The organism is Stenotrophomonas sp. I18B00994 (assembly GCF_014145825.1).
GTDB classification, from domain to species: domain Bacteria; phylum Pseudomonadota; class Gammaproteobacteria; order Xanthomonadales; family Xanthomonadaceae; genus Stenotrophomonas; species Stenotrophomonas maltophilia.
In genome coordinates this window covers 308,538-332,334 of record NZ_JACIUW010000001.1, presented here as the reverse complement: position 1 = coordinate 332,334, position 23,797 = coordinate 308,538, and the positions used below count along the sequence as shown (strand labels likewise).

23 protein-coding genes and 1 pseudogene are annotated in these 23,797 nt (G+C 63.9%); 13 read left to right on the top strand and 11 right to left on the bottom strand.

The window, feature by feature from the left end:
* Position 1: 1 nt before the first annotated feature.
* Positions 2 to 952 carry an acyl-CoA desaturase gene (locus H4O10_RS01555; protein ID WP_043033535.1) on the bottom strand — a complete coding sequence of 317 codons (951 nt, stop codon included), beginning with the start codon at positions 950 to 952 and terminating at the stop codon, positions 2 to 4.
* A gap of 80 nt (positions 953 to 1,032) precedes the next feature.
* Entirely contained in the window at positions 1,033 to 1,800 is a 768-nt protein-coding gene (locus H4O10_RS01550) for a hypothetical protein (RefSeq protein ID WP_005409628.1), read from the bottom strand.
* Between the two features lie 134 nt (positions 1,801 to 1,934).
* Here H4O10_RS01550 and H4O10_RS01545 point away from each other — a divergent pair, with 134 nt between their 5' ends.
* From H4O10_RS01545 to H4O10_RS01535, 3 genes are read left to right on the top strand one after another with little or no spacing between them, the layout of a single operon-like run.
* Positions 1,935 to 2,558 (top strand): sigma-70 family RNA polymerase sigma factor, encoded by a 624-nt coding sequence (locus H4O10_RS01545; RefSeq protein WP_005409629.1) that lies wholly within the window; start codon positions 1,935 to 1,937, stop codon positions 2,556 to 2,558.
* Positions 2,555 to 3,229 (top strand): ChrR family anti-sigma-E factor, encoded by a 675-nt coding sequence (locus tag H4O10_RS01540; protein ID WP_005409630.1) that lies wholly within the window; start codon positions 2,555 to 2,557, stop codon positions 3,227 to 3,229. Before H4O10_RS01545 ends, H4O10_RS01540 begins: the two co-directional genes overlap by 4 nt.
* Positions 3,230 to 3,240: 11 nt before the next feature.
* Positions 3,241 to 3,933: a hypothetical protein gene (locus tag H4O10_RS01535; RefSeq protein WP_005409631.1), complete on the top strand. Its 693-nt coding sequence runs from the start codon at positions 3,241 to 3,243 to the stop codon at positions 3,931 to 3,933.
* A 2-nt stretch (positions 3,934 to 3,935) separates the two neighbouring features.
* Here H4O10_RS01535 and H4O10_RS01530 read toward each other — a convergent pair whose 3' ends face one another.
* From H4O10_RS01530 to H4O10_RS01520, 3 genes are read right to left on the bottom strand one after another with little or no spacing between them, the layout of a single operon-like run.
* Positions 3,936 to 6,335 (bottom strand): hybrid sensor histidine kinase/response regulator, encoded by a 2,400-nt coding sequence (locus tag H4O10_RS01530; protein WP_182680957.1) that lies wholly within the window; start codon positions 6,333 to 6,335, stop codon positions 3,936 to 3,938.
* Positions 6,328 to 6,798, bottom strand: a complete 471-nt coding sequence (locus H4O10_RS01525) for a response regulator (protein ID WP_005409633.1) — start codon at positions 6,796 to 6,798, stop codon at positions 6,328 to 6,330. Before H4O10_RS01525 ends, H4O10_RS01530 begins: the two co-directional genes overlap by 8 nt.
* A complete protein-coding gene (locus H4O10_RS01520) occupies positions 6,795 to 9,032 on the bottom strand; it encodes an ATP-binding protein (protein WP_012480164.1) in 2,238 nt (745 codons plus the stop codon). Before H4O10_RS01520 ends, H4O10_RS01525 begins: the two co-directional genes overlap by 4 nt.
* A gap of 251 nt (positions 9,033 to 9,283) precedes the next feature.
* Here H4O10_RS01520 and H4O10_RS01515 point away from each other — a divergent pair, with 251 nt between their 5' ends.
* Positions 9,284 to 9,577, top strand: coding sequence for a hypothetical protein (locus H4O10_RS01515; RefSeq protein WP_005413314.1), 294 nt, complete (start codon positions 9,284 to 9,286; stop codon positions 9,575 to 9,577).
* A 10-nt stretch (positions 9,578 to 9,587) separates the two neighbouring features.
* Here the strand turns inward: H4O10_RS01515 and H4O10_RS01510 are convergent, their stop codons facing one another.
* Both H4O10_RS01510 and H4O10_RS01505 read right to left on the bottom strand, forming a co-directional pair.
* Positions 9,588 to 10,073 carry a TspO/MBR family protein gene (locus H4O10_RS01510; protein ID WP_044571331.1) on the bottom strand — a complete coding sequence of 162 codons (486 nt, stop codon included), beginning with the start codon at positions 10,071 to 10,073 and terminating at the stop codon, positions 9,588 to 9,590.
* Between the two features lie 72 nt (positions 10,074 to 10,145).
* Complete coding sequence (locus tag H4O10_RS01505; RefSeq protein WP_076738933.1) at positions 10,146 to 12,341, bottom strand: hypothetical protein; 2,196 nt, start codon at positions 12,339 to 12,341, stop codon at positions 10,146 to 10,148.
* A 133-nt stretch (positions 12,342 to 12,474) separates the two neighbouring features.
* Between H4O10_RS01505 and H4O10_RS01500 the strand changes: the two genes are divergently transcribed.
* Entirely contained in the window at positions 12,475 to 12,954 is a 480-nt protein-coding gene (locus H4O10_RS01500; protein WP_076738934.1) for a GNAT family N-acetyltransferase, read from the top strand.
* 22 nt (positions 12,955 to 12,976) lie between these two features.
* Here the strand turns inward: H4O10_RS01500 and H4O10_RS22225 are convergent, their stop codons facing one another.
* Both H4O10_RS22225 and H4O10_RS22220 read right to left on the bottom strand, forming a co-directional pair.
* Positions 12,977 to 13,501, bottom strand: coding sequence for a HAMP domain-containing sensor histidine kinase (locus H4O10_RS22225; protein ID WP_224481987.1), 525 nt, complete (start codon positions 13,499 to 13,501; stop codon positions 12,977 to 12,979).
* Between the two features lie 24 nt (positions 13,502 to 13,525).
* Positions 13,526 to 14,095: an RsbRD N-terminal domain-containing protein gene (locus H4O10_RS22220; protein WP_224481995.1), complete on the bottom strand. Its 570-nt coding sequence runs from the start codon at positions 14,093 to 14,095 to the stop codon at positions 13,526 to 13,528.
* A gap of 473 nt (positions 14,096 to 14,568) precedes the next feature.
* Between H4O10_RS22220 and H4O10_RS22445 the strand changes: the two are divergent.
* A pseudogene (locus tag H4O10_RS22445) lies at positions 14,569 to 14,751 on the top strand (hypothetical protein); the annotation flags it as partial.
* A gap of 576 nt (positions 14,752 to 15,327) precedes the next feature.
* Here the strand turns inward: H4O10_RS22445 and H4O10_RS01490 are convergent.
* Positions 15,328 to 16,104 carry a hypothetical protein gene (locus H4O10_RS01490; protein ID WP_032966761.1) on the bottom strand — a complete coding sequence of 259 codons (777 nt, stop codon included), beginning with the start codon at positions 16,102 to 16,104 and terminating at the stop codon, positions 15,328 to 15,330.
* Between the two features lie 2,453 nt (positions 16,105 to 18,557).
* Positions 18,558 to 18,992: an Hg(II)-responsive transcriptional regulator gene (gene merR, locus H4O10_RS01485; protein ID WP_005413387.1), complete on the bottom strand. Its 435-nt coding sequence runs from the start codon at positions 18,990 to 18,992 to the stop codon at positions 18,558 to 18,560.
* A gap of 71 nt (positions 18,993 to 19,063) precedes the next feature.
* Here merR and merT point away from each other — a divergent pair, with 71 nt between their 5' ends.
* The 7 genes from merT (at position 19,064) to H4O10_RS01450 (ending at position 23,797) form a co-directional block, all read left to right on the top strand.
* Positions 19,064 to 19,414, top strand: a complete 351-nt coding sequence (merT, locus tag H4O10_RS01480; RefSeq protein ID WP_003131974.1) for a mercuric ion transporter MerT — start codon at positions 19,064 to 19,066, stop codon at positions 19,412 to 19,414.
* Positions 19,415 to 19,426: 12 nt separating this feature from the next.
* Positions 19,427 to 19,702, top strand: a complete 276-nt coding sequence (gene merP / locus H4O10_RS01475) for a mercury resistance system periplasmic binding protein MerP (RefSeq protein ID WP_003131987.1) — start codon at positions 19,427 to 19,429, stop codon at positions 19,700 to 19,702.
* Positions 19,703 to 19,773: 71 nt separating this feature from the next.
* Entirely contained in the window at positions 19,774 to 21,459 is a 1,686-nt protein-coding gene (gene merA, locus H4O10_RS01470; RefSeq protein ID WP_003156770.1) for a mercury(II) reductase, read from the top strand.
* 17 nt (positions 21,460 to 21,476) lie between these two features.
* Complete coding sequence (gene merD / locus H4O10_RS01465) at positions 21,477 to 21,842, top strand: mercury resistance co-regulator MerD (protein ID WP_000995360.1); 366 nt, start codon at positions 21,477 to 21,479, stop codon at positions 21,840 to 21,842.
* Positions 21,839 to 22,075: a broad-spectrum mercury transporter MerE gene (gene merE / locus H4O10_RS01460; RefSeq protein WP_003132004.1), complete on the top strand. Its 237-nt coding sequence runs from the start codon at positions 21,839 to 21,841 to the stop codon at positions 22,073 to 22,075. Before merD ends, merE begins: the two co-directional genes overlap by 4 nt.
* Entirely contained in the window at positions 22,072 to 23,061 is a 990-nt protein-coding gene (locus H4O10_RS01455) for a DUF3330 domain-containing protein (protein WP_076738935.1), read from the top strand. The genes merE and H4O10_RS01455 overlap by 4 nt, the downstream gene beginning before the upstream one ends.
* A 175-nt stretch (positions 23,062 to 23,236) precedes the next feature.
* Positions 23,237 to 23,797 (top strand): recombinase family protein, encoded by a 561-nt coding sequence (locus tag H4O10_RS01450; protein ID WP_010921730.1) that lies wholly within the window; start codon positions 23,237 to 23,239, stop codon positions 23,795 to 23,797.

The following is a 23,797-nucleotide window of genomic DNA, read 5'->3' as shown; positions in this document are numbered from 1 at the left end:
CTCAGTACCTCGCCTTGGCCAGGACCCACTCGGGGATGGGCTTGAGCCCTTTGACCAGGCCCAGCGCCGCCATCGCGCGCAGTCCGTACCACGTCAGGTCCACCTCCCACCAGCGGAAGCCCTGGCGCACGGTGCCGGGGAAAAAGTGATGGTTGTTGTGCCAGCCCTCACCGAAGGTGAGCAGCGCCAGCCACAGGTTGTTGCGGCTGTCGTCGCGGGTCTCGAAGCGGCGGCGGCCGAAACGGTGGGCCAGCGAATTGATGGTGACGGTGGCATGGAACAGCACGATGGTGGAGATGAAGAAGCCCCACACCAGCAACTGCGGGCCCGTGGTGTGCAGGCCGGGCGCCCAGCGTTCCAGTGCTGCACCCAATGCATACAGTCCGACGGCCAGCAGCACGGGAATGGCGGTATCGAAACGGTCGAGCCAGCGCAGTTCGGGGAAGCGCGCCAGGTCAGGTACCCGCGACAGATCGGTCGCGAATGCCTCGCGGGTGAGGAACCAGCCCATGTGGCTGCGCCAGAAGCCGCCTTCGCGCGGCGAATGCGGGTCCAGTGGCTGGTCGGCATGCCGATGGTGGTGGCGATGATGGGCGGCCCACCACAGCGGGCCGCGCTGCACGCTGGACGCGCCGATGACTGCGAACACGAACTGCACCGGACGCGATGCCTGGAAGGTGCGGTGCGAGAAGTAGCGGTGATAGAACGCCGTGATGGCGAACATGCGCACGGCGTAGAGCGCCGTGGCCACGACGACCGCCGTCCATGACACGCCCACCCAGATCACCGCGATGCAGGCCAGGTGCATCAGTGCAAAGGGTACCGCGCGCACCCAGTCGATGCGTCCTGGCTGTTCGCCGGTGGTCTCTGTGGCGTTGCTGGTATCCACCCACCGCTGCAACGTACGCAGCAGGCGCCAGCGTCGACGGGGGAGGGGCGCTACAGAGGCCATGGCGGATCTCGGCGGGTGTCGTGTCTTCCTTTACGCAGCAGGGTGCGCAATGGATGCGCCACTTCGAACTGAATTTCGCTTCACCTGGGCGTCACGGCGCAACGCTCGGCCAGGGGCTGCGCCCACGCCTGTTGCCAGTCACCTGCCGGTCGCTCGGCAGCTGGCGACCGGAAGCGCACCGTCACCTGCGGATAAGTGCCGCGCGCATCGCGCAGGTTGCTGGTGCCGCGGAACTCCAGCAGGCGACGGTCGGCCGTGGCGTAGACCAGGGCCAGGCGCGGCGCGATGCCGCCGTACCAGGTGTCCAGGCTGACCTCGATGGCCTGGGCGTCGATGCCCTGCCAGCGTACCGGGCCGACGCGCCGCACCTGCACCGGGAAGTAGCGCTGGCGTGCAGGCACCAGGAACGGCAGTGTGATGCGTTCGCCGCGCAGCAGCGCCGGCCAGTGCAGGCGTACTGCGGCATCAAACCCCGCATCGATCACCGCGTCCGGCGGCTGTTCAAGCCGGCGCCTGCGCAGCTCACTGGCGGCATCCTCCTTCCATGCAATCGACACCGAGTCGCCGGCGGCGTCGACCTCGGCGGTCTGGCCGCTGCGGCGGTCCTCCAGCGAATATCCCCGTGCCTGTGGGCGGGCGCTGGCGGGCAGATGCTTGCGGGCGAAGGGTTGGCCATCCGGGCACTGGTACAGCACCCAGCGCTCGGCGCCCTCCGTTGCCTCGCGTCGCCAGTGCACTTCACGGTAGAGGAGGTCGCCCTGCGCGGAGGTGGCCACGCCCTCGCTTCGCAACCAGGGTGCCGCCAGCGCGGCTTGGGGCAGGCACAGCAGCAGCCAGGCAGTGCGCATGGGTCTTCATCCGGAAGAGGAGGGCCCAGGTCATACGGCGGGGGCGGCCGGTTGGATGCGTCGTGCCGTCTGCATCCAATTGCTGCCCCTGCGCGTACAGAGGACAGACCTTCACCCGCCCGCCGCGAACCCGGATGTACCCTGACGCCGCCAGCACACTCCTCAACTTCGATAGCGCACGCACCGTGTCCAGTTCCCAGCAGCCGAGCAGCGAGCCGACGAACTGGGCCGGTGACATGGACGGCGTGGCGCGCCTGCGCGACCGCGACTGTTTCATGCGGATCTATGACTACTTCATGCCGCGGCTGTGCGTGTACCTGCGCGGCCTGGGTGCACCCGACGGCGTCGCCGAGGAACTGGCCCAGGAATGCCTGCTGCGCCTGTGGCTGCGGGCCGCCGACTACGACGCAGCCCAAGGCGCCCTCAGTACGTGGCTGTACCGGATTGCGCGAAACCTGCATATCGATCGCATCCGTCGCGAGCGCAGCTGGATGCAGGTGCAGGCAGCGGTGGAGGACGCTGCAACGCTGGATGTGATCGAGCGCAGCAGTGCCGAGCAGTTCGCCGACCAGGCGCGTCTGCGCCAGCGCATCAACGAACTGCCCGCAGTACAGGCGCGGCTGGTGCGGATGTCCTATTTTGAGGCCAAGAGCCACAGCGAGATCGCAGAGGCGCTGGGAATGCCGCTGGGAACGGTCAAATCGCACCTGCGCCGCGCCTTTCTGCAGCTTCAGGCCAAAGTGGGAGGTGCGCTGTGAACCCGCACCACCATCTGCACGAATCGACCCTGATGAGCTATGCCGCCGGCGCGCTGCCGGCGCCGTTGAGCATCGTCGCCGGTGCCCATCTGGAGCAGTGCCCCCATTGCCGACAGCGCCTGCGCGACGCCGAAGCGATCGGCTCGGTGCTGCTGGAGCAGACCCAGCCACCTGCAGCGGAGACGCGACGCGAACAACTGCGCGAGGCGATGCTGATGCAGCTGGCCGCGGAAGCGCCGGTGCCCATGGCTGGGGTCGCACGCCCCGTGCCGAAGGAGCGCCCTGAGGCCAATCCGGACCATCTGCCTGCATCGCTGCATCCGTACTTCGGCGCCTCGCTCAGCGACCTGCGCTGGCGCTGGATGGCGCCGGGCGTGCACTGCATCCGTGCAGAGCAGATGCCTTCGCTGATCATGCTGAAGATCGCCCCGGGCAAATGCCTGCCCATGCACAGCCATGGCCGCAGCGAACTGACCCAGATCCTGCGGGGTTCGTACAACGATGCGCTGGGGCTGTTCGCGCCGGGCGACGTGGCAGATCTGGACGAAGACGTGGAGCATCAACCGGTGACCGCGCCCGGTGTCCCCTGCATCTGCGTGTCAGCGCTGGATGCGCCGCTGGTGTTCAGTGGCTGGCTGGCGCGGAAGATCCAGCGTTTCGTGAAACTCTAGCGGGGACGACGATGGCCGGGACGGGCGCATTACGGATTCTGTTGACCGGTGCCGCAGGCCTGGTCGGGCAGGGTGTGGCGCTGGCCTGCCAACGCTCACCGCAGGTGTCCCGCCTGACAGCGCTGGTCCGCCATCCAGGAAGTCTGAGCGGCGCCGGCAGCGAACTGATCGTTCCGGACTTCCTGCGTATCCAGGACCGGTCGGATGAACTGGCCGGGTTCGATGCCTGCTTCTACTGTGCCGGGGCGCCACCGGTCGGCACGGCAGAGGCCGAGTACCGACGCGTGACCCTGGACACCACCCTGGCGGTGGCCCGTGCCTGGGCGGCTGCGAATCCCGAAGGGTGCTTTCTGTATGTATCCGGTGCCGGCGCGGACCCTCGGAGCCGGCTGATGCCGTTGAGGATCAAGGGCGAGACCGAGGTCGCATTGCACGGCCTGCCGGTGCGCACCGTGATGCTGCGCCCGGGCGGTGTCAGGCCGGTCCCGGGCACCGGCACCCGTCATGCCCTGTTGAAGCCCCTGTACTGGGGCGGTGCGCCGCTGATGAAGCTGGCCAGCGCGATTGCGCCATCGCTGATGACCAGCAATCTGGCTCTCGGTCAGGCGATGATTGCACTGGCCGGCAGGGAGCATCCGCCGGCCACGGTGGAGTGCGCGGACATCAACCGGATCGCCGCTGGCCTAGGCGATCCGGCCTCCTGAGCTCAGTGCGGCGCGGCCTCCAGCGCAGTGCGTACCGCCAGCGCCAGGTCACTTCGCGTAAACGGCTTCGGCAGCAGGGCAACCGCGCGTCCCTGGCTGCCCGCCTGATCGTGGTCACGTGGATAGCCCGACGTGAACAGGACGGCGACTTCCGGCCAGCGTTCGCGGACTTGACGGACCAGCTCCCAGCCCAACATGCCGGGCATCACCACGTCCGAGAACAGCAGGTCCACCCTGGTGTCGGGGCGCTCCAGCAACCGTAGCGCGGAGGGGCCATCGTGGGCTTCCAGCACGCGGTAGCCGAGCAGCCGCAGCGAATCCACCGTGTAGGCGCGGACATCGTCGTTGTCCTCGGCCACCAGAATGGTTTCCTCGCGCGGCGAGTAGTCGGCCAGGCCGGTCTGCGGGGTGCGTGTTTCGCGGGGCAGGGTCAGCGGCGAGCGCGGAAACATCATGGTAATGCTCGTGCCGCCGCCTTCCACCGAATCGATCAGCACGTGGCCGCCGGACTGCTTGACGAACCCATGCACCATCGACAGTCCCAGCCCGGTGCCGCGGCCGACCTGCTTGGTGGTGAAGAACGGTTCGAACACCCGGGCCAGGGTGGCCGCGTCCATGCCATGGCCGTTGTCGCGCACCCGCAACATCACGTACTGGCCTGGTGTTGCATCCGGGAACAGGGCAGCGTAGTCGTGGTCGAGGTGGCTGTTGTCGACCTCGATCACCAACCGCCCGCCGTGCGGCATCGCATCGCGGGCATTCACCGCCAGGTTCAGTACGGAGGCCTCCAGCTGGCTGATGTCGATCTCCACGCACCAGATGTCCTCGGCGCTGCGGATCTCCAGCTGCACCAGCTCACCCAGTGCACGCTGCAGCATGTCGTGCATGTCCAGCAGGCGCTCGTGGAGGTTGGCGGCCTGGCTGGGCAGCGGCTGGCGTCGGGCAAACGCCAGCAGGCGCTGGGTCAGGCTGGCGGCACGCCCGACACCCTTCAGCGCGTTGTCCAGCGCCCGGCTGACCATCGCCCCGGCTTCCCCCGCGCGCTCATTCAGCAGCATGGCGTGCTCGACGTTGCCGGAGATGACCGTCAGGATGTTGTTGAAATCATGCGCGATGCCGCCGGTGAGCTGGCCGACCGCCTCGATCTTCTGTGATTGGCGCAGTGCATGTTCGGCCTGGAGGCGCGCCGTGGTTTCCACGGCCTCGGAGACCACGGCGGTGACCACGCCTTCGGCATCGAGCAGCGGGCGGAACGAAAAATCGAAGCTGCGCGGCCCGGTCGGGAGTTCCAGCTCCAATGAATGCAGCGAACTCCGGCCCTGCACGGCTGCAGCGACGGCCCGATCGATCAGCGCGCCGATGCCATCGGTTGTGGCGAACCAGAGCGATTCACCGAAGCGTTGGCCAAGCACGTCCTTCTTTTCCGCCAGCACTGCGGCCAGTGACGCGTCATTGGCATCCACCACGCGCCCGGACAGATCCAGCAGCATCTGATGCTGGAAGCTGGATTCGAAGATCGCCTGCAGGCGCCGTTTGCTGGCGCGCAACTCGGCCGTGCGCGCCTGCACCTGCTGCTCGAGCAGCTGGTTGTCCTCGCGCAGGGCCAGCTCGGCCTGTTTCAGCTGCGAGACGTCGCTACCCAGGCAGATGTAGCCGGCCACGCTGCCGTCGGCCGCATGCTCAGGCACGCAGTCCATCTGCACGAATCGTGATTGCCCGCTGCGGTGCACCAGTTCGACCTGGAAGCTGGTGCGCTCGCCCTGCAGTACCCGTTCCAGGCTCGGCAGGGCGTGTTCGAAGGCGGAAATGCCGCTGACCTCGCGCGCTGTCCGGCCCAGCAGCTCGGCCAGGCTGAATCCATGCCAGTCCAGGAACGCCTTGTTGGCGAACCGGTAGCGATGCGCGTTGTCGAGCTGGGCGATCAGCGCGGGTACGGCATCCGTCACCTGCTGCAGCTGCGCCTGGCTCTCATTCAGCGCAGCCTGCGCATGAAGCAGCTGGTTGCGCTCATGGGCTTCCTGGCGGGCGCGGCGAATCGCATCCGGCAGGCGCTGCAGGCGCTGCTTGACTACATAGTCGCGCGCGCCACGGGTCAGCGCCTGCACCGCCAGCTCTTCGGTCAGCGTGCCGGAGACGAAGATGAAAGGGGTCTGCGGAGTCCGCTCGCGTGCCAGTGCGAGGGCCGCATCGCCATCGAATCCGGGCAGCACGTGGTCGGCGAGGATCACGTCGAACGCACGGCTGTCGATGGCCTCGATGAACGCGTTGCGGGTCCACAGGCGCTCGGCCTCGAATTCCAGGCCGGCACGCCGCAGCTGTGCGGTGATCAGCTCCGCATCAAGCGCGCTGTCCTCCAGCATGAGGATGCGCAGGCGCTCGCTGCGGCGCGATCCATCACGCATTGTTGTGCTGCCCCGAGCCATTGGGCCGATGCGGTGGTGGCTGGTTGGTGATGCCCCAGAACATGCCCAGCCCCTGGATGGCGTCGAAGAATTCCTTGAAGTCGACCGGCTTGACCACGAAGGCATTCACGCCCAGTTCGTAACTGCGCACGAGATCCTGTTCTTCGCGCGAGGAGGTCAACATCACCACCGGCGTGCTGCTCAGCTGCGGGTCGCCACGCACCTGTTCCAGCACCTCCAGGCCATTGACCTTGGGCAGCTTCAGGTCCAGCAGCACCACCACCGGGCCGCCGTGCATGGCGCCGGCGAACTTGCCTTCGCAGCGCAGGTAATCCAGCGCTTCGGCGCCGTCGCGTACATGGATGACATCGTTCAACAGCTGGCAGCGCGCAAGCGCGGCCATCGTCAGCTCTGCATCCTTGGGGCTGTCCTCTACCAGGAGGATCGGCCGCAGGTCCCTCATGGGTGTTCTCCTGTGAAGCGGGGTAGGGTGAAATGGATCGTGGCGCCCTTGCCGGGCTCGCCCTCGGCCCAGGTACGGCCGCCATGGCGGCCGATGATGCGGCGGACATTGGCCAGGCCGATGCCGGTGCCTTCGAACTCTTCGACGTGGTGCAGGCGCTGGAACACGCCGAACAGCTTGTCCACGTAGCGCATGTCGAAGCCGCAGCCGTTGTCGCGCACGAAAAAGTGGTCTTCGTCGTCGTTTCGCTCGTGACCAACCTCGATCACCGCGTGTTCGCGCTCGCGGGTGAACTTGATCGCGTTGGCCAGCAGGTTCTGCCATACCAGGCGCAGCATCGTCGGATCGGCCTCGACCTCCGGCAGCGGTGCGAGCGTCCACTGCACGTCGCGGCCGGTGTAGTCCAGGGCCAGGCTCCGGCGCACATCCTCGGCCAGCGCGCTCATGTCCAGCCGCACACGCCCAAGCGTGGAGCGCCCCATCTGCGAGAAGCTGAGCAGGTCATCCACCAGTGTTCCGGCGGACTTGGCCGATTCCACGATCGTGTCCAGGAATCGGCGCTCGGTATCGTTCAGGCGCTCGCCCGCCGAGCTGCCCAGCAGCTCGGAATAGCCGACAATGTGACGGAACGGAGCGCGCAGGTCGTGGCTGACCGAATAGGAGAAGGCTTCCAGTTCCTTGTTGCTGCGGAGCAGCTGCTCGTTCAGTTCGGCCATTTCCTCGGCCTTGCGCAACACGATATCGACGATGGCCGTGCGCATCTCGTGTGCCGCGTCGCAGTCAGCGTCGCTCCACGGCAGGCTGCGCTGCTGCACGGTCTCCTTCCAGGCCTCGAACGAGTTGCGCGGGGACAGCGCCACGCCCGGTGCTGCTTCCTTGCGGGGATCGCCGCCCCAGCGCACGGTGCGCACCACTTCCGGGCGGAACCACATCAGGTAACTGTCATGCAGCTGCGAAATGGACACCGCCAGCAGGCCGCTGGCGACGTCGGCCAGGTGCGCGGCAGGCGACCAGTCGGCTGCCAGGTGATCGGTGCAGTAGGTTTCCTGGCCGGCCTGCTGCGTGGCCAGCCAGTTCGCCAGGGCCAGCACGTCGCTGGAAGAAGGGCACTGGCCAACACGCAGGCAATCGCCCTTGTGCACGATCGCCGCGCCGGCCGCGCCTGTCAGCGACAGCAGGCTGGCCTCGTCCTGGCGCAGGGCCGCCATGAAGTCCTCGTCGCCGGCCATGCGACCCAGTAGCTTGACCAGTATGGAACGACGGGCAACGCGCTCTTCGATCGCACGCGCACGCTCCTTCAACGCAATCTGCAGCGACAGGATCTGGCCCATGAACTCGCAGGCAGTGCGCACGTGGTAGGGCAGGCGGCGTGGCTGCACGGTGTGGCAGGACACCAGGCCCCACAAGCGGCCTTCATGCACCAGCGATACCGACATCGACGCGCCGGTACCCATGTTGCGCATGTAGTGCAGGTGCACCGGCGAGACGCTGCGCAGCACCGCCATGCTCAGGTCGGTGGGCGGCGCGTCGCGTTGATCCTCGGCCCGCATCAGCGGGGCCGGGGTGTAGCTGTTGTCCGCGATCAGGCGTACCCGGTTGCGGCGGTAGAGTTCGCGGGCCTGTGCTGGAATATCCGATTCGGGGAAGCGCAGGTCCAGGTAGGACGGCAACAGGCCGTTGCCATCCTCGGCCACCACGACACCGTTCCAGCCAGCATCGAACTGGTAGACCAGGGTGCGGTCGAAGCCGGTGAGCCGGCGCATGTGCGCGGCAGCCAGCTGGCAGAGATCTTCCACGGTGCTGGCCGACTCGATGCCGGCCATCAGCTCGCGGATGGCCGGATACAGCTCTTCCAGCGAGCCGGGCTGGCCCGGAACCGGTGCTTCCAGCTCGACCAGCAGATCGGTGGCGGAACGGTGCACCAGCAGCTGATGCCGGCCGTGGCCGTCCAGATGCACGGCACCGACATGGGCGCTGCTGCCGATCACGGCCTGCTGGAACAAGCCCTGGAACGGCGCCAGCACGCCGCCGAACACCTCACTGACGTGCCGCATCAACGGTTCGCCGAACTGCTGCAGCAGCCCGGGCTGGCTGATGGCGCGCTCGCGCACCTGCAGGGACTCCGGTTCAACGACCAGAAGCACACCGTAGGGCTGGATCGCGCCGGGGGTGTGGATCGGTTCGCGCGCGCAACTGGACAAGGCAGTGTCGTGCGCGGACTCAGCAGAAGGCATCAAGGGCGGGACTCATCATTCGTGGATGGCTGGAAAGGCCCAGTGGTACATCCGGTACCCCTCAATGGTGAAGCAAAATCGTGCATTCGCCTACCAGTGTATGCGTGTGAAGCGTGCTTCTGTCCAAGCTGAATTCTTCATGTAGGGACGAGGTCGAGCACTTGAGGTTTTCGCGAAGAATACATCTACGCTGCACATCAGCTCGACAGATCATTGCCTAGAGTGGATCCACTTCCCTGAGCGACCGCCCCGTGAACCTGCAGCCCGCGCCCCTGTCCCCGTACCGCATGCTGGCTGACAGCTGCCAGTTTGAACTGCTGGATGTGGACGCGCTGCAGGACCCGGCCAGTGGCCGGCTGCTGCACCTGTATTCGCTGGTTGCCCGGTGCCTGTCCTGCGAGACGATCTTCAAGGCCGAAGAAGGGCAGGGCCTGGTCAGCCACACTGCGGCGCGGGTGGTGCGATGCCCTACCGGCTGCGGGCAGCAGGCGTTCAAGCCGGCCCTGCTGCGGACCTGGCGCCCGCAGGTGGTTGCCCAGGCGTAAGCGGCGGAGATCACAGCAGCCCGGGATTGGCTCGCCATACCGCAAAGTTGAGCGCCGAGGCGAACGAGATCCAGGCCAGATAGGGAAGCAGCAGCGCCGCCGCAGTCGGACGGATGCGCGCAAACGCGACGATCGCTGCGCAAACCAGCGCAATCAATACAAGAATGTCAACGAAGGCCAGGGCGCCCAGCTTCCAGCCGAAGAACAGCCAGCTCCACAGCGCATTGACGGCAAGCTGCACCAGGTAGAGCATCAGCGCCGGACGTGCCCCGCGCCAACCGCGTTCGCGCCACACCAACCACGCGGCAATCGCCATCATGGCGTAGAGCAGGGTCCACACCGGACCAAAGACACTGGCCGGTGGTGCCCACGGGGGAAGATCGAGGGTAGCGTAGAAGCTGGCCGCGGATGTGGACGCCCACGCGCCCAGGGCGGCCGCGACGAAGGTGATCGCCACCCATCCCAGCAGCCCGAAAACCTGCGAACTCCGCTTCATACCGTACAGCTCCCTGATGCGCATGATCCGGTATACGCGCAGAGGCCGCGAATGGATGCAGGTCGCGGGCCTTCAGTCTGAAGATCCGGCGGCAGACGATCCCTGACCTGCTGGCAGCAGGGAAGGCCGTTGATCAAACCACTCGCGCGCCTTGGCCAGATGCCATTGGCGCTGATCGCCGTCCAGCTCGATGCCCGCACCCAGCAGCCCCCACCGGAGATAGAGATCACCGCGTTTGCGCTGTTCCAGCAGATCCAGCCGCGCGCGTACCGACAGCCGATCGTTCTCGGCCTGCAGGCCATCGATGACCAGATGGCCAGGGCGCCAGCGCAGCGTCGCCTGTGCCTGTACCTGTCCGGAATCCAGCAGCGACAAGGTCCAGCGCGGGTAGTCGGTGCGTTCTGCGAACAGCGCCAGCAACGGTCGCGCATCGCTGAGATCCAGGTCCGTGGTGGCATCCACCTGGAACGGAGACTGCGCATCGATACGGCCACGCTTGAAGGCCACGCGGCCTTTCCATGCCGTCGAGCCCTGCGTGTCCGCCACCTGCACGTTGCGCAGCTCGACCGTGGTGCCGGACAGATCGAAATGACGCTGATTGAAGTCACCGCGGCGCAGCGTTGCGTTCACGTCGATATCGCCGCCCATGTCCAACCCTGCCACCTTTGCACTGGCGTTGCGCCCCAACAGCCGGGCCATGCCATGGCCGACGCGCCCGTCGGTATCGAGGGTCGCATCACCGCTGACGGTGCCAGTGCCACGCAGCAGCCGCACCTGCGGTGAGCCGAGGTAGCGGTTGTAGGCGGTCAGATCAGGGATGGTGGCTTCACTGAAGCGCAGCTGCGCGCGGACGCCTTTGCGCAGTTCCTGCAGGCGGCCATCGCCGGTCAGGTCCAGGGCCAGATCCCGGCCGTCGAACAGGCGCACGTCCCTGGCATCGGTTGGCCGCGCAGTGAATCGCGGCAGCCGGACGGACAGCTGGGCCTGGCTGGGGCTGCCGGTCTTCAACTGGCCATGGGCGCTGGCCGTGCCCGCCAGGCGTACGCCGGCGACTTCGGCCACGGCCTCGGCAGCCGGGATGTCCACGGTGCTGCCTTCGATCAGTTCACCATTGCGCAGGTGCAGATCGGCTTTCAGCGTGCCGCCGCCGTCCAGCTGCAGCCACGGCTTGCGGACGAACAGAGCAGGGATCCAGTTGAGCGAGGTGAACGTCCATTCGCCGCGCACTGAGCCAGAGCTGCGTTCCAGCAGCTGGGCGGGCTGCTGGAAGGGAATGTCCCGGCCACTGATATGCAGATCGGCATCCACCTCGCTGCCTGAACCGGGCTTTGGCGGCAGGCGGGCCTGCAGGCGCAGGTCCTTGGCTACATTGAGCTGCAGTGCCAGCATGCCGCGATCGGGGGCGCCATCACCCAGATGGAGCGGCACCTGCCACAGCGCGTGGTCGCCGGGCTGCAGCTGGCTATCGATCAGGTGGAGCGCCAACTGCAGGCGCCCGGGCACGGGCGCGCTGGAGATCTTCGGCGTTGTGGCATCGGTGTCCATGCGCAGGCCCTGGCTGCGGGCGTCCACCTCGAGCTGGGCATGCAGCAGCTTCAACTTGGCCAGGCCGGGCGCCTGGTCCCGATAATGGCGCGGATAGCTGAAGCGCGCGGTGAGATCCATGTCGCCCAACAGCTGCACGCCGTCATAGCTGGTGTCTGCCTTGCTGAATGAGACCTCGGAATCGAACAGTTCGGATGGGCCGCCACGCAGCTGCTTCAGGAACCCCACGGTACCCTGGCCCTTGCCGATGATCAGCAGCTTGCCGAAGCGTGCGCTGCGGATGCTGTCGCTGTGGATGGCGTCGAAACGCAAGGTCCAGCCCTGGTCGCTGCGCGGCGGTGAAGGGATGGCCTCTTCGACGCGGCTGATCTCGGCGGAAACCCCGGTGGCCTGCAGCCTTGGCACCCGCACCTCGCGCTGGAACAGGGGCAGCACCGCCAATCGGGCGCTGGCGCGGTCTGCATGCAACACGTAGACGGTGTGGTTCACGTGGCCGCGCATGTGCACGTTCCAGGCGATCACGTGGCCGGGCAACAGCGTAATGGCCGGCCCAGTGGTCATTACGAACTTGTGCGGCTTGCGGTTGGTGACCTGGTCGAACAGGGGCGTGTTGAGGAAGATGTTGCCGGCCAGCAGATACAGCAGGTAGATGCCCAGCAGGACGTAGGCAGGAACGCGCCATCGACGAAGCCGGTGCGGGATGTGCGCGGAAACAGGGGGCATCTACTGCTCAAAAGGTTGGAATTTCCGCAACTATTACGGAGCGGATGGCGGTGGCGCGTGAAGCAGCTACGGGGCCGGAGCTCGATTCTGGTAGTGTGCGGCCTGGTCATGACCACAGATCTGCAGGAGACGCATGGAGATCCGGCCCGCCCGCGCAGGCGATTTCGACGTGATGTGGGGCATGTTCAAGACGGCCATTGCGACGCAGGATGCGCTGCCCTTTGCCGGCTCTTTCGCCGTCGAGACGTTTCGCGCGCATTGGTTCCAGGCCCAGGCGCCTCATGTAGCTGTGCTGGAGGGCCGGGTGGCGGGCATGTACAAGATGGGCCCGAACTTCCCTGATCTGGGGGCGCATGTGGCCAGCGCCACGTATGTGGTGGATGCGCCGGCACAGAGGCAAGGCGTGGGCCGGGCGCTGGTGGAACACAGCCTGGAGCGGGCGAGGGCGGAAGGATTCCTGGCCATGCAGTTCAATTACGTGGTCAGTACCAACGGCCCGGCGGTGGCGCTGTACCGGAAGCTGGGGTTCGACGTGGTCGGGACGTTACCGAAGGCGTTCCGGCACGGTCAGTTGGGGTTGGTCGATGTCTTCGTGATGCACAGGTTCCTGTAGTGCCGTCGCCGGGCCGGTCGCCTCAATCAGCGTTCTTTGGGAGCGTGATGACGAATGAAGTGCGACCATCCCGCCATCGCCCATGGACCTTGCCGCGGTGCGCGTGGCAGATTTCCCGCACCAGGAACAGGCCGAGGCCCAAGCTCGCGTGTTCGCCTTGTGACGCGTTGTGCGAGCCTCTGCGCAAGGGATCGAACAGACTGTTGAACGCTTCGTCCGATAGTTCGGCCCCGGTGTTGCTCACCGTGATCATGATCTGGTCGACGAGGCCCTCAAGGCTGATCCGCACATCGGTGCCGTGTTCTCCGTACTTTGCAGCGTTGGTCGTGAGGTTGTGAACCGCCTCGCGCAACGAAGAGGCATCGAAGCAACCGCGGGCATCGCCTTCAGCCTCATATTTGATGGGGACGTGGTGCAGGGCAGCGCGAAGCAATTCGACTTCCTCGCCAAGCGATTGGGCAAGATCGCAGTCCACCGGATGAATGGCCATGCCATCGCCCAGCTTGCTGCGGCTGTAAGCCAGCAGGTCGTCGAGCAGCTTGTTCATGCGCATGCTGCCATTGATGATCCGCTAGGCCTGCCTGGACAATGCCGGATCCTGCAGCCCACTGGCCAGAGTGTCCGCCGAGAACATGACCGCTGCCAAAGGACCTCGGAGATCATGCCCGAGCGCTGCCAGGAAGATCTGCCGCCAGGATTCGACCTCGGCAGAGAACTGAGCAAGGGATTCGGCGACCGCCTGGTCGATGGCCTCATTGAAACGAAGGATGTCATCGATCGATGAAGTTATCAGCTGCTGGTCGGATGCCCATCGCCGAAGTACCGAAGCCCGGAGTGCTCGATACTCAGCCACCATCTGGTTGAGACCAAAGCCGGCGATGGCGCGGGTTCGGCCATGATAGGACGCGGCGGACTCGGGGCCGGGTTTCAACGGTGCAAGCCCGTGGGACTTTGCGACCTGCTGGGAGGCTGTTTGAGGCGATCTGAGATCGTCTACGACCGCCTGAAGAATCTGGGGAAGATGATTCCGAAGTTGCTTTGCGCTGAACTCGACGGTATCGGGCGCCTGCGTTTCGGCGAATGCCACCGCGTCTTCGAGGATTTCCCGCGCATTCCGTTCGATAAAATCAGCCAGGCGCATCGCCAAACCCGTCCTTAAGTGGTGCGTCGAGCCTACACCGGCGGGCCTGCATGCTGGGTGAGAAGTTGGCGCCGTGGAGCCAGGTTCTGCGGGCGTTGGGAGGGTTGCTTGAAGGGGAGCAGCGTGCGGCCAGGACTGGACTGATTGGGGTTCGTATGGGTAGACCTCTTGGTAACATAATATACATTATGCGAAATGCTGTATCGGGCGGCCGCAGCCTTCGTGTCCTCCGCATGGCAATGGCTGGGCTGATGACTGCCACAACGGAAACGCCCCAGATCCCACAGCTGTCCGCCCGTATTTCCCCACAAGGACGCCCGCGATTTCCAGATCTCCCCCAAAGATGCCCTTGATTCCTGGATCCGCACCTAAGACGCCCTCGATTTCTGGCTCCACATCCAGCTCGCCCTTGAGTTCCCAACTGCGCACCTGATCGGTCAGAGCTTGTCGCCTGCACTTCCCAGTTCCGCCAGTCGCGACATTGGTCGCAAGAACAATTAGACGAGATCTCGGGCCTGAACGTGCGAACAGTTCAGCGGGTTGAGCAGGACTACAACACCGCGACTTCCCTGGGTGACGCGCCACGCCCCGCTCCACCTGCTCAAGCGCGTCGCTCGCCCCCTGACCAAGCTTTGACCTTAACTGGGCGTCGGTGACTCCCTCCCGTTCTGGTCGGCATCTGGGCCTTGTAGCGGCTCAAGCGCTGAGCTATAACGCCTTAGCCAGTCGCTATAAAGCGCCGGTGTTGTGCCCGCATAGCCAATAGGCTCCGGGTGCCCGAGGTCCACCCAATGGGGGCACGGGAATCCTTCGATTCCGGAGCCATCCATGACCGCCAAACGCCGCAGATCCCTTCGCACTTCTGCCTTCTACGCCCAATCGGGCCGTTGCTTCTATTGCGGCCTGCCGATGTGGCTCACTGCACCCTCAGAGCTCGGGCTGAAGGCCAGTAAGGCCCGAGCCTTTCAATGCACCGCCGAGCACCTGGTGGCCCAACAGGACGGGGGCAGAGACGTGTCCGGGAACGTGGTGGCCGCGCATAGCCGGTGCAACCAGGGCAGGCACCAGCGGAAGGGACCAGCCCCTTCCGCTGAAGCGTTCCGGGCGCTGGTTCAGACGCGGCTGGCAATGGGGAGATGGTGGTCCCGACTGCCATCAGGGATTGCACGTGCTTCCGTATGGCCAATTGAATTGAATCTTTGCAAGGAATCGGCAGCTGCTTGCCTGATTCGCTAGTCCACACTAGTGGCGCCCGGTTGCGGTGCTAGAACGGCGAGTCTGCTGCGAAATGGTCGCGCATTGGGCCTAACAAGGTCTGCGACCCTGTCAACACGTCCGAGAATTCCACCTGTCGCCACCTTCTCGTTCCAATATCGTTCCATCCACTCGGCTTTATCCAGGATCTTACCCGGAGCGCCTAGCAGCCTCTTGGCGATGAAATGCCGGATGAGAGCGGCCTGGCTATCGAGAATCACGACGCCCGCCCTTGGATTAGAGTCATAAGCGCTGTACGAGATCAGATAGTGGACATAGTGGCGGTCTGGCTCTTCGTCATCCCACGTCAACAGGTTGCTTAACCCCGCAGCGCGAGCATCCGATCGCACCTCTTCGCTCACGAGCACCATGGGATTGCGTGCTTCCTTACATTCCATGCGATAGGCGTCCAGCATCGCCGGTCCGAAGATCATCTGAGAATCATGATGAATGCTTCCAACTGTGAGCCCTCCACGTATCAATATATCAACCACTAGCAGGTTCTCGGCCAACATTCTGATGCAGCTCAGGATGTCGGCAAGGCCAGCAGGAGAGCGGCTGCTTGATATGACGATGCAGTCGCTGAAGTAAGTGAACAAAAGTCCTGTTGCTGGGTTGCAGCACGCTGTGTTCTTTAGTCTGTCGATGGCCTCTGCTATTTCATCAAGCTTGCTCATGTCGGCTGCCGACTCTTGGACAAGTGCGGAGAACCCGAGCATGTCGATGAAGGCGACGTACTTATCTTGGTAGAGCATGAAGAACTCCTTAGATGGTCGTGCCCATGGTGCCGAGGGCGGTTCCATTTGACCAGCGGGTGCGGGGCACGTCATAGGCCATGGAGCAATGTCAGCGACCTGGCTCGCGCACTAGTCTCGCAGAGGCTTGTTACGGCGCATCTTCGCATCGGATAGAAGCGAGCGAACGAGAGAGTTGAAGTCCATCCTGGCCCTAAAAGTTTCCTTCACCCTTGGTTAAACGAATGTCCGCTTTCGGTCAGAAGCGGACCAAAGTAGCCGGTGCTCTTCGCAGCCCGTACGCGACTTGGAGTCATATCATCAATCTGTATCAGGGCTCAGACCTAAGTGCCTGATGGTCCAATTCAGCGACACTATCCAGCTTCGGCGTCATCGCACACTTCGGGATACAGCCAGCGCGATCCGCTTATGGAACCAAACCGCACTGTGCCTTACTCTTAAGGAACATTGCCAACGGCAACCTTCGGCAATTGAATTTAGAGAATCCGGGCGGTTCATCCCGCGCGGCCCGTTAATGTCTACAGCTGTGGAGTTGTGAATGGCAGAAGATCAAGGTGGTGAAGAGGTAATTAGGGAGATAGGGAAGGCGCTAGCCCTTGCGTCTGAGCTTGATCCACAAATTGTTAGATCGCTTCGCTCCGCGATTGTTCAGGCGATGTCTGATTACGAGGACGACACGAATGCACAAGCTGCAGCCGCACTTGCGGCGGTTCTCGATTTTAGACCTGTGACGACCCAAGACGCCCTCTCGCAAACCTTGGGTGAGATCGGGAAGCTGGTCCAAGGTCTCACCGGACTGGAGGACGTTCATTACACTGTTGAGACACCAGAAGGTCGCCGAGTTCGCTCAATCCGGTCACATCTACCAACTGTATCACCCCAGCGTTTGACGGATCACGAGCAGGCAGATCTTGAGGCCTATATCGCTCGATATCTGCCACCGGACGACCCTCGCGAGGAACACGCGCCACGAGGACCGCGACTGTGACGATCAGTAAGTTAGCAATCCTCAACGCTGTGAAAGCAGCCATTTCGCGTGCTAAGGCGAGCGGGTCTCCCTACGCGCAAGGAAAGGCTTACGAACTTCGGGTGCTGCTTAGGCTTCTGCGAATCATCGATAGTGCGGGCTACAAGCTCACGTGTACCCCCAAGATGGCAGGCGTCCTGACGTTTGGAGGATCTCCATGCAAAGCAAACCATCCGGATCACGATTACATCAGTGGATCTACGTCTACTGAGAAGCTCGAGATTAGGATTTCAGTGCAGGTCACCACACTAAGCCATAGCTGGAAAGGCACGACGGTGGTCAAAGCGGCTGACCGTCACGAGATTGACGTCGGTGTATATCGTCCGATTAAGACCCGTCGCTATCCCGCATTTACGGAGTTACTTCTTGGGGTCTCGTGCAAGACTGGCGGCTGGAACAAGGCGTACGTCCGCGAGGCGCTAGGTATGCGTAGGGAGCTAGGATTCCTCACATCACCTAGGACGAGCTTGACGAGCTCAGCTCCGTGGTTCATCGCAACAGTTCCCTGCGATCCTCCGGTTCCCTTTGCCTTGTACGCGACCAACGCTGGGTCCGCCGTGTATGCGTCGTTGGCAGCTTTGGGGCTCTACGTCGAGCACTACAAGGGGTAGCGGAAACAGGCTTTGGAGTACGGATCAACTCAGGTGTGTCGAGAACGATGCCCGCTTTGGGTCGAAGGCGGATGCCATCACCGGGCCGGTCGCCGCCCAATGTCCGCTTCCGGCCAGAAGCGGACATCCACCCTGCCCTCGATAAACATCCCAAATCCACGGACGACCTTGGTCTGCTTTGGCCTTCTGCCTTAGGGCCAGACCTGAACTTCGATTTCAGCCCCTAGCGTATTTGACTCCCGCGACCTAGATCTCTCCTAGATCCTTGAGCAGGGCTTGCCCCTTCTGCAGAAACCCAACTAGCAGTCGACCTCCTGCTACTTTCCGGCCCAATTGCCCATTGAGGTAGCTGACCTGGAGACGCGCATGGGCCAGCAGATCCACCTGGGCCATGCTAGGGGTCGCGGCCTGGAGCGGTTCGCCCGGCGACGCCATCTGCCCCCCGATCGGCTGGACAACGCAAGGGCGCCGGCTGTCACTCTTCGCATACGCCGTGGCCATCATCCGGCCGTTCTTCAACGACCATCCACCAAGCACCAACTCGGTCCCGAGTTGCTCGATCGGCAATCCCGCTTCGCTAACCGCTTTCTCAAAGTTCGGCCAGAGTTGGTCCACCACCAGCCCTAGCTCGGCAGATAGCTGTTCTATTGTGAAATCTGCGCGGAAGCTGGCCTGCAGTGCAAGCTCGTAGATGCGGAGGAAGGGGGAACCGCAGAATTCGGAAAAAATCGTACGCTAAGCTAACGGTGTTCTCGTGACAGCTCTTTGACTAGGCTTTCTAAGGGGTCGTCTCAGAAAACGGAAAATAAAGCACGCTAAGGCATAGCCGAACCTGCCAAGCTTGCTCCACCCTGTAGTGACGCGATCAGCGGGCAGGAAACGTTCCCCCTTCGCGCATGGCAGGCGCGCACCAACTCAGACAGCACGGCCTCCATGCGCGCCAGGTCAGCCATTTTCTCGCGCACGTCCTTGAGCTTGTGCTCGGCCAGACTGCTGGCTTCCTCGCAATGGGTGCCATCCTCCAGCCGCAGCAGCTCGGCGATCTCATCCAGGCTGAAGCCCAGCCGCTGGGCTGATTTCACGAAGCGCACCCGCGTTACATTCGCCTCGCCATAGCGGCGGATGCTGCCATAGGGCTTGTCAGGCTCCAGCAACAAGCCCTTGCGCTGATAGAAACGGATGGTCTCCACATTGACCCCGGCCGCCTTGGCGAAAACGCCAATGGTCAGGTTCTCCAAATTGTTTTCCATATCGCTTGACTCCGTACATGAGTACGGAAGTAAGGTTACGCTATCCAATTTCAATTCGAAAGGACAAGCGCATGTCTGAACCAAAAACCGGGCGCGGCGCGCTCTTCACTGGAGGGCTTGCCGCCATCCTCGCCTCGGCTTGCTGCCTCGGGCCGTTGGTTCTGATCGCCTTGGGGTTCAGCGGCGCTTGGATCGGCAACTTGGCGGTGTTGGAACCCTATCGCCCCATCTTTATCGGCGTGGCGCTGGTGGCGTTGTTCTTCGCCTGGCGGCGCATCTACCGGCAGGCAGCGGCCTGCAAACCGGGTGAGGTCTGCGCGATTCCCCAAGTGCGAGCTACTTACAAGCTCATTTTCTGGATCGTGGCCGCGCTGGTTCTGGTCGCGCTCGGATTTCCCTACGTCATGCCATTTTTCTACTGATCGGAGTTCACCATGAAGAAACTGTTTGCCTCCCTCGCCCTCGCCGCCGTTGTTGCCCCCGTCTGGGCCGCCACCCAGACCGTCACGCTGTCCGTACCGGGCATGACCTGCTCCGCCTGCCCGATCACTGTCAAGAAGGCGATTTCCAAGGTCGAAGGCGTCAGCAAAGTTGACGTGACTTTCGAGACACGCCAAGCGGTCGTCACCTTCGACGATGCCAAGACCAGCGTGCAGAAGCTGACCAAGGCAACCGCAGACGCGGGCTATCCGTCCAGCGTCAAGCAGTGAGTCACTGAAAACGGCACCGCAGCACAACGGACGTCATTGTCTGGCGCCACAAACGATAAAGGATCTGTTGCATGACCCATCTAAAAATCACCGGCATGACTTGCGACTCGTGCGCGGCGCACGTCAAGGAAGCGCTGGAAAAAGTGCCAGGCGTGCAGTCGGCGCTGGTGTCCTATCCGAAGGGCACAGCGCAACTCGCCATCGTGCCGGGCACATCGCCGGACGCGCTGACTGCCGCCGTGGCCGGACTGGGCTACAAGGCAACGCTAGCCGATGCGCCACTGGCGGACAACCGCGTCGGACTGCTCGACAAGGTGCGGGGATGGATGGCCGCCGCCGAAAAGCACAGTGGCAACGAGCCCCCGGTGCAGGTAGCGGTCATTGGCAGCGGTGGAGCCGCGATGGCGGCGGCGCTGAAGGCCGTCGAGCAAGGCGCGCAGGTCACGCTGATCGAGCGCGGCACCATCGGCGGCACCTGCGTCAATGTCGGCTGTGTGCCGTCCAAGATCATGATCCGCGCCGCCCACATCGCCCATCTGCGCCGGGAAAGCCCGTTCGATGGCGGTATTGCGGCAACTGTGCCTACGATTGACCGCAGTAAGCTGCTGGCCCAGCAGCAGGCCCGCGTCGACGAACTGCGGCACGCCAAGTACGAAGGCATCCTGGGCGGTAATCCGGCCATCACCGTTGTGCACGGTGAGGCGCGCTTCAAGGACGACCAGAGCCTTACCGTCCGTTTGAACGAGGGTGGCGAGCGCGTCGTGATGTTCGACCGCTGCCTGGTCGCCACGGGTGCCAGCCCGGCGGTCCCGCCGATTCCGGGCTTGAAAGAGTCACCCTACTGGACTTCCACCGAGGCCCTGGCGAGCGACACCATTCCCGAACGCCTTGCCGTAATCGGCTCGTCGGTGGTGGCGCTGGAGCTGGCGCAAGCCTTTGCCCGGCTGGGCAGCAAGGTCACGGTCCTGGCGCGCAATACCTTGTTCTTCCGTGAAGACCCGGCCATCGGCGAGGCGGTGACAGCCGCTTTCCGTGCCGAGGGCATCGAGGTGCTGGAGCACACGCAAGCCAGCCAGGTCGCCCATATGGACGGTGAATTCGTGCTGACCACCACGCACGGTGAATTGCGCGCCGACAAACTGCTGGTTGCCACCGGTCGGACACCGAACACGCGCAGCCTCGCGCTGGACGCAGCGGGGGTCACTGTCAATGCGCAAGGTGCCATCGTCATCGACCAAGGCATGCGCACGAGCAACCCGAACATCTACGCGGCCGGCGACTGCACCGACCAGCCGCAGTTCGTCTATGTGGCGGCAGCGGCCGGCACCCGTGCCGCGATCAACATGACCGGCGGCGATGCGGCGCTCGACCTGACCGCAATGCCGGCCGTGGTGTTCACCGATCCGCAAGTGGCGACCGTGGGCTACAGCGAGGCGGAAGCCCACCACGACGGGATCGAGACCGACAGCCGCACCTTGACCTTGGACAACGTGCCGCGTGCGCTCGCCAACTTCGACACACGCGGCTTCATCAAGTTGGTTATCGAGGAAGGCAGCCATCGGCTGATCGGCGTACAGGCGGTCGCGCCGGAAGCGGGTGAACTGATCCAGACGGCGGCTCTGGCCATTCGCAACCGCATGACGGTGCAGGAACTGGCCGACCAGTTGTTCCCCTACCTGACGATGGTCGAGGGGTTGAAGCTCGCGGCGCAGACCTTCAACAAGGATGTGAAGCAGCTTTCCTGCTGCGCCGGGTGAGAAAAAGGAGGTGTTCAATGAACGCCTACACGGTGTCCCGGCTGGCTCTTGATGCCGGGGTGAGCGTGCATATCGTGCGCGACTACCTGCTGCGCGGATTGCTGCGCCCGGTGGCGTGCACACCAGGCGGCTACGGCTTGTTCGATGACGCCGCCTTGCAACGGCTGTGCTTCGTGCGGGCGGCCTTCGAGGCGGGCATCGGCCTCGACGCGCTGGCGCGGCTGTGCCGGGCGCTGGATGCGGCGGACGGCGACGAAGCGGCCGCGCAGCTTGCCCTGCTGCGTCAGTTCGTCGAGCGTCGGCGCGAAGCGTTGGCCGATCTGGAAGTGCAGTTGGCCACCCTGCCGACCGAGCCGGCACAGCACGCGGAGAGTCTGCCATGAACAACCCCGAGCGCTTGCCGTCCGAGACGCACAAACCGATCACCGGCTACCTGTGGGGCGGACTGGCTGTGCTGACTTGCCCCTGCCACCTGCCCATCCTCGCTGTCGTGCTGGCCGGCACAACCGCCGGTGCTTTCCTCGGCGAGCATTGGGTCATCGCGGCGCTCGGTTTGACCGGCCTGTTCCTTCTGTCCCTGTCGCGGGCGTTGCGGGCATTCAGGGAAAGAGAATGAGCGCTTTCCGGCCGGATGGATGGACGACGCCGGAACTGGCCCAAGCGGTCGAGCGCGGGCAGCTTGAACTGCACTACCAGCCCGTCGTCGATCTGCGCAGTGGTGGGATTGTCGGCGCGGAAGCCCTGTTGCGCTGGCGTCATCCGACGCTTGGACTATTTCCACCGGGCCAGTTCCTGCCCGTGGTCGAATCGTCCGGCCTGATGCCTGAAATCGGCGCTTGGGTGCTGGGCGAAGCCTGCCGCCAGATGCGTGACTGGCGAATGCTGGCATGGCGACCGTTCCGGCTGGCCGTCAATGTTTCGGCGAGCCAAGTGGGACCGGACTTCGACGGGTGGGTAAAGGGCGTGCTGGCTGATGCCGAGTTGCCCGCCGAGTATCTCGAAATCGAGCTGACCGAATCGGTCGCGTTTGGTGATCCGGCGATCTTCCCCGCCCTGGACGCCTTGCGGCAGATCGGTGTGCGCTTCGCCGCCGATGACTTCGGGACGGGGTATTCCTGTCTGCAACATCTGAAGTGCTGCCCAATCAGCACGCTCAAGATCGACCAATCGTTTGTCGCCGGGCTCGCCAACGACCGCCGCGACCAAACCATCGTGCACACCGTGATTCAGCTTGCGCACGGGCTGGGCATGGATGTGGTGGCTGAAGGCGTGGAAACATCGGCGAGTCTTGATCTATTGCGACAAGCGGACTGCGACACAGGACAAGGCTTCCTGTTCGCGAAGCCAATGCCGGCGGCGGCATTCGCCGTCTTCGTCAGTCAATGGAGGGGTGCCACCATGAATGCAAGTGACTCGACCACCACCAGTTGCTGCGTGTGCTGCAAGGAAATCCCGCTCGATGCCGCCTTCACCCCGGAAGGCGCGGAATACGTCGAGCACTTCTGCGGGTTGGAGTGTTATCAACGCTTCGAAGCGCGTGCCAAGACAGGGAACGAAACCGATGCCGATCCGAACGCCTGCGACTCGCTACCGTCAGATTGAGGCATACCCTAACTGGATGTCAGGCAGGGCCGCGCCGCTTAGTCAGAATAGAGTCATCTTTCGCATTTTTTGACACATGCCTGCGAAGGTCATAGATTTCAGCCTGACAGAAACGGGGTTTGAGGCACAACGGAACAGAAGGAGCACTTAAGCCGCCTTCAACCAAGGAGACATCGTGCAGGGGCACCGCATCGGCTACGTCCGGGTCAGCAGCTTCGACCAGAACCCGGAACGCCAGCTGGAACAGACACAGGTGAGCAAGGTGTTCACCGACAAGGCATCGGGCAAGGACACCCAGCGCCCCCAGCTCGAAGCGCTGCTGAGCTTCGTCCGCGAAGGCGATACAGTGGTGGTGCACAGCATGGACCGGCTGGCCCGCAACCTCGATGACCTGCGTCGCTTGGTACAGAAGCTGACTCAACGCGGCGTGCGCATCGAGTTCCTGAAGGAGGGCCTGGTGTTCACTGGCGAGGACTCGCCGATGGCCAACCTGATGCTGTCGGTGATGGGGGCCTTCGCTGAGTTCGAGCGCGCCCTGATCCGCGAGCGGCAGCGTGAGGGCATCACCTTGGCCAAGCAGCGTGGCGCGTACCGGGGCCGCAAGAAAGCCCTGTCCGATGAGCAGGCTGCTACCCTGCGGCAGCGAGCGACGGCCGGCGAGCCCAAGGCGCAGCTTGCCCGCGAGTTCAACATCAGCCGGGAAACCCTCTACCAGTACCTCCGCACGGACGACTGA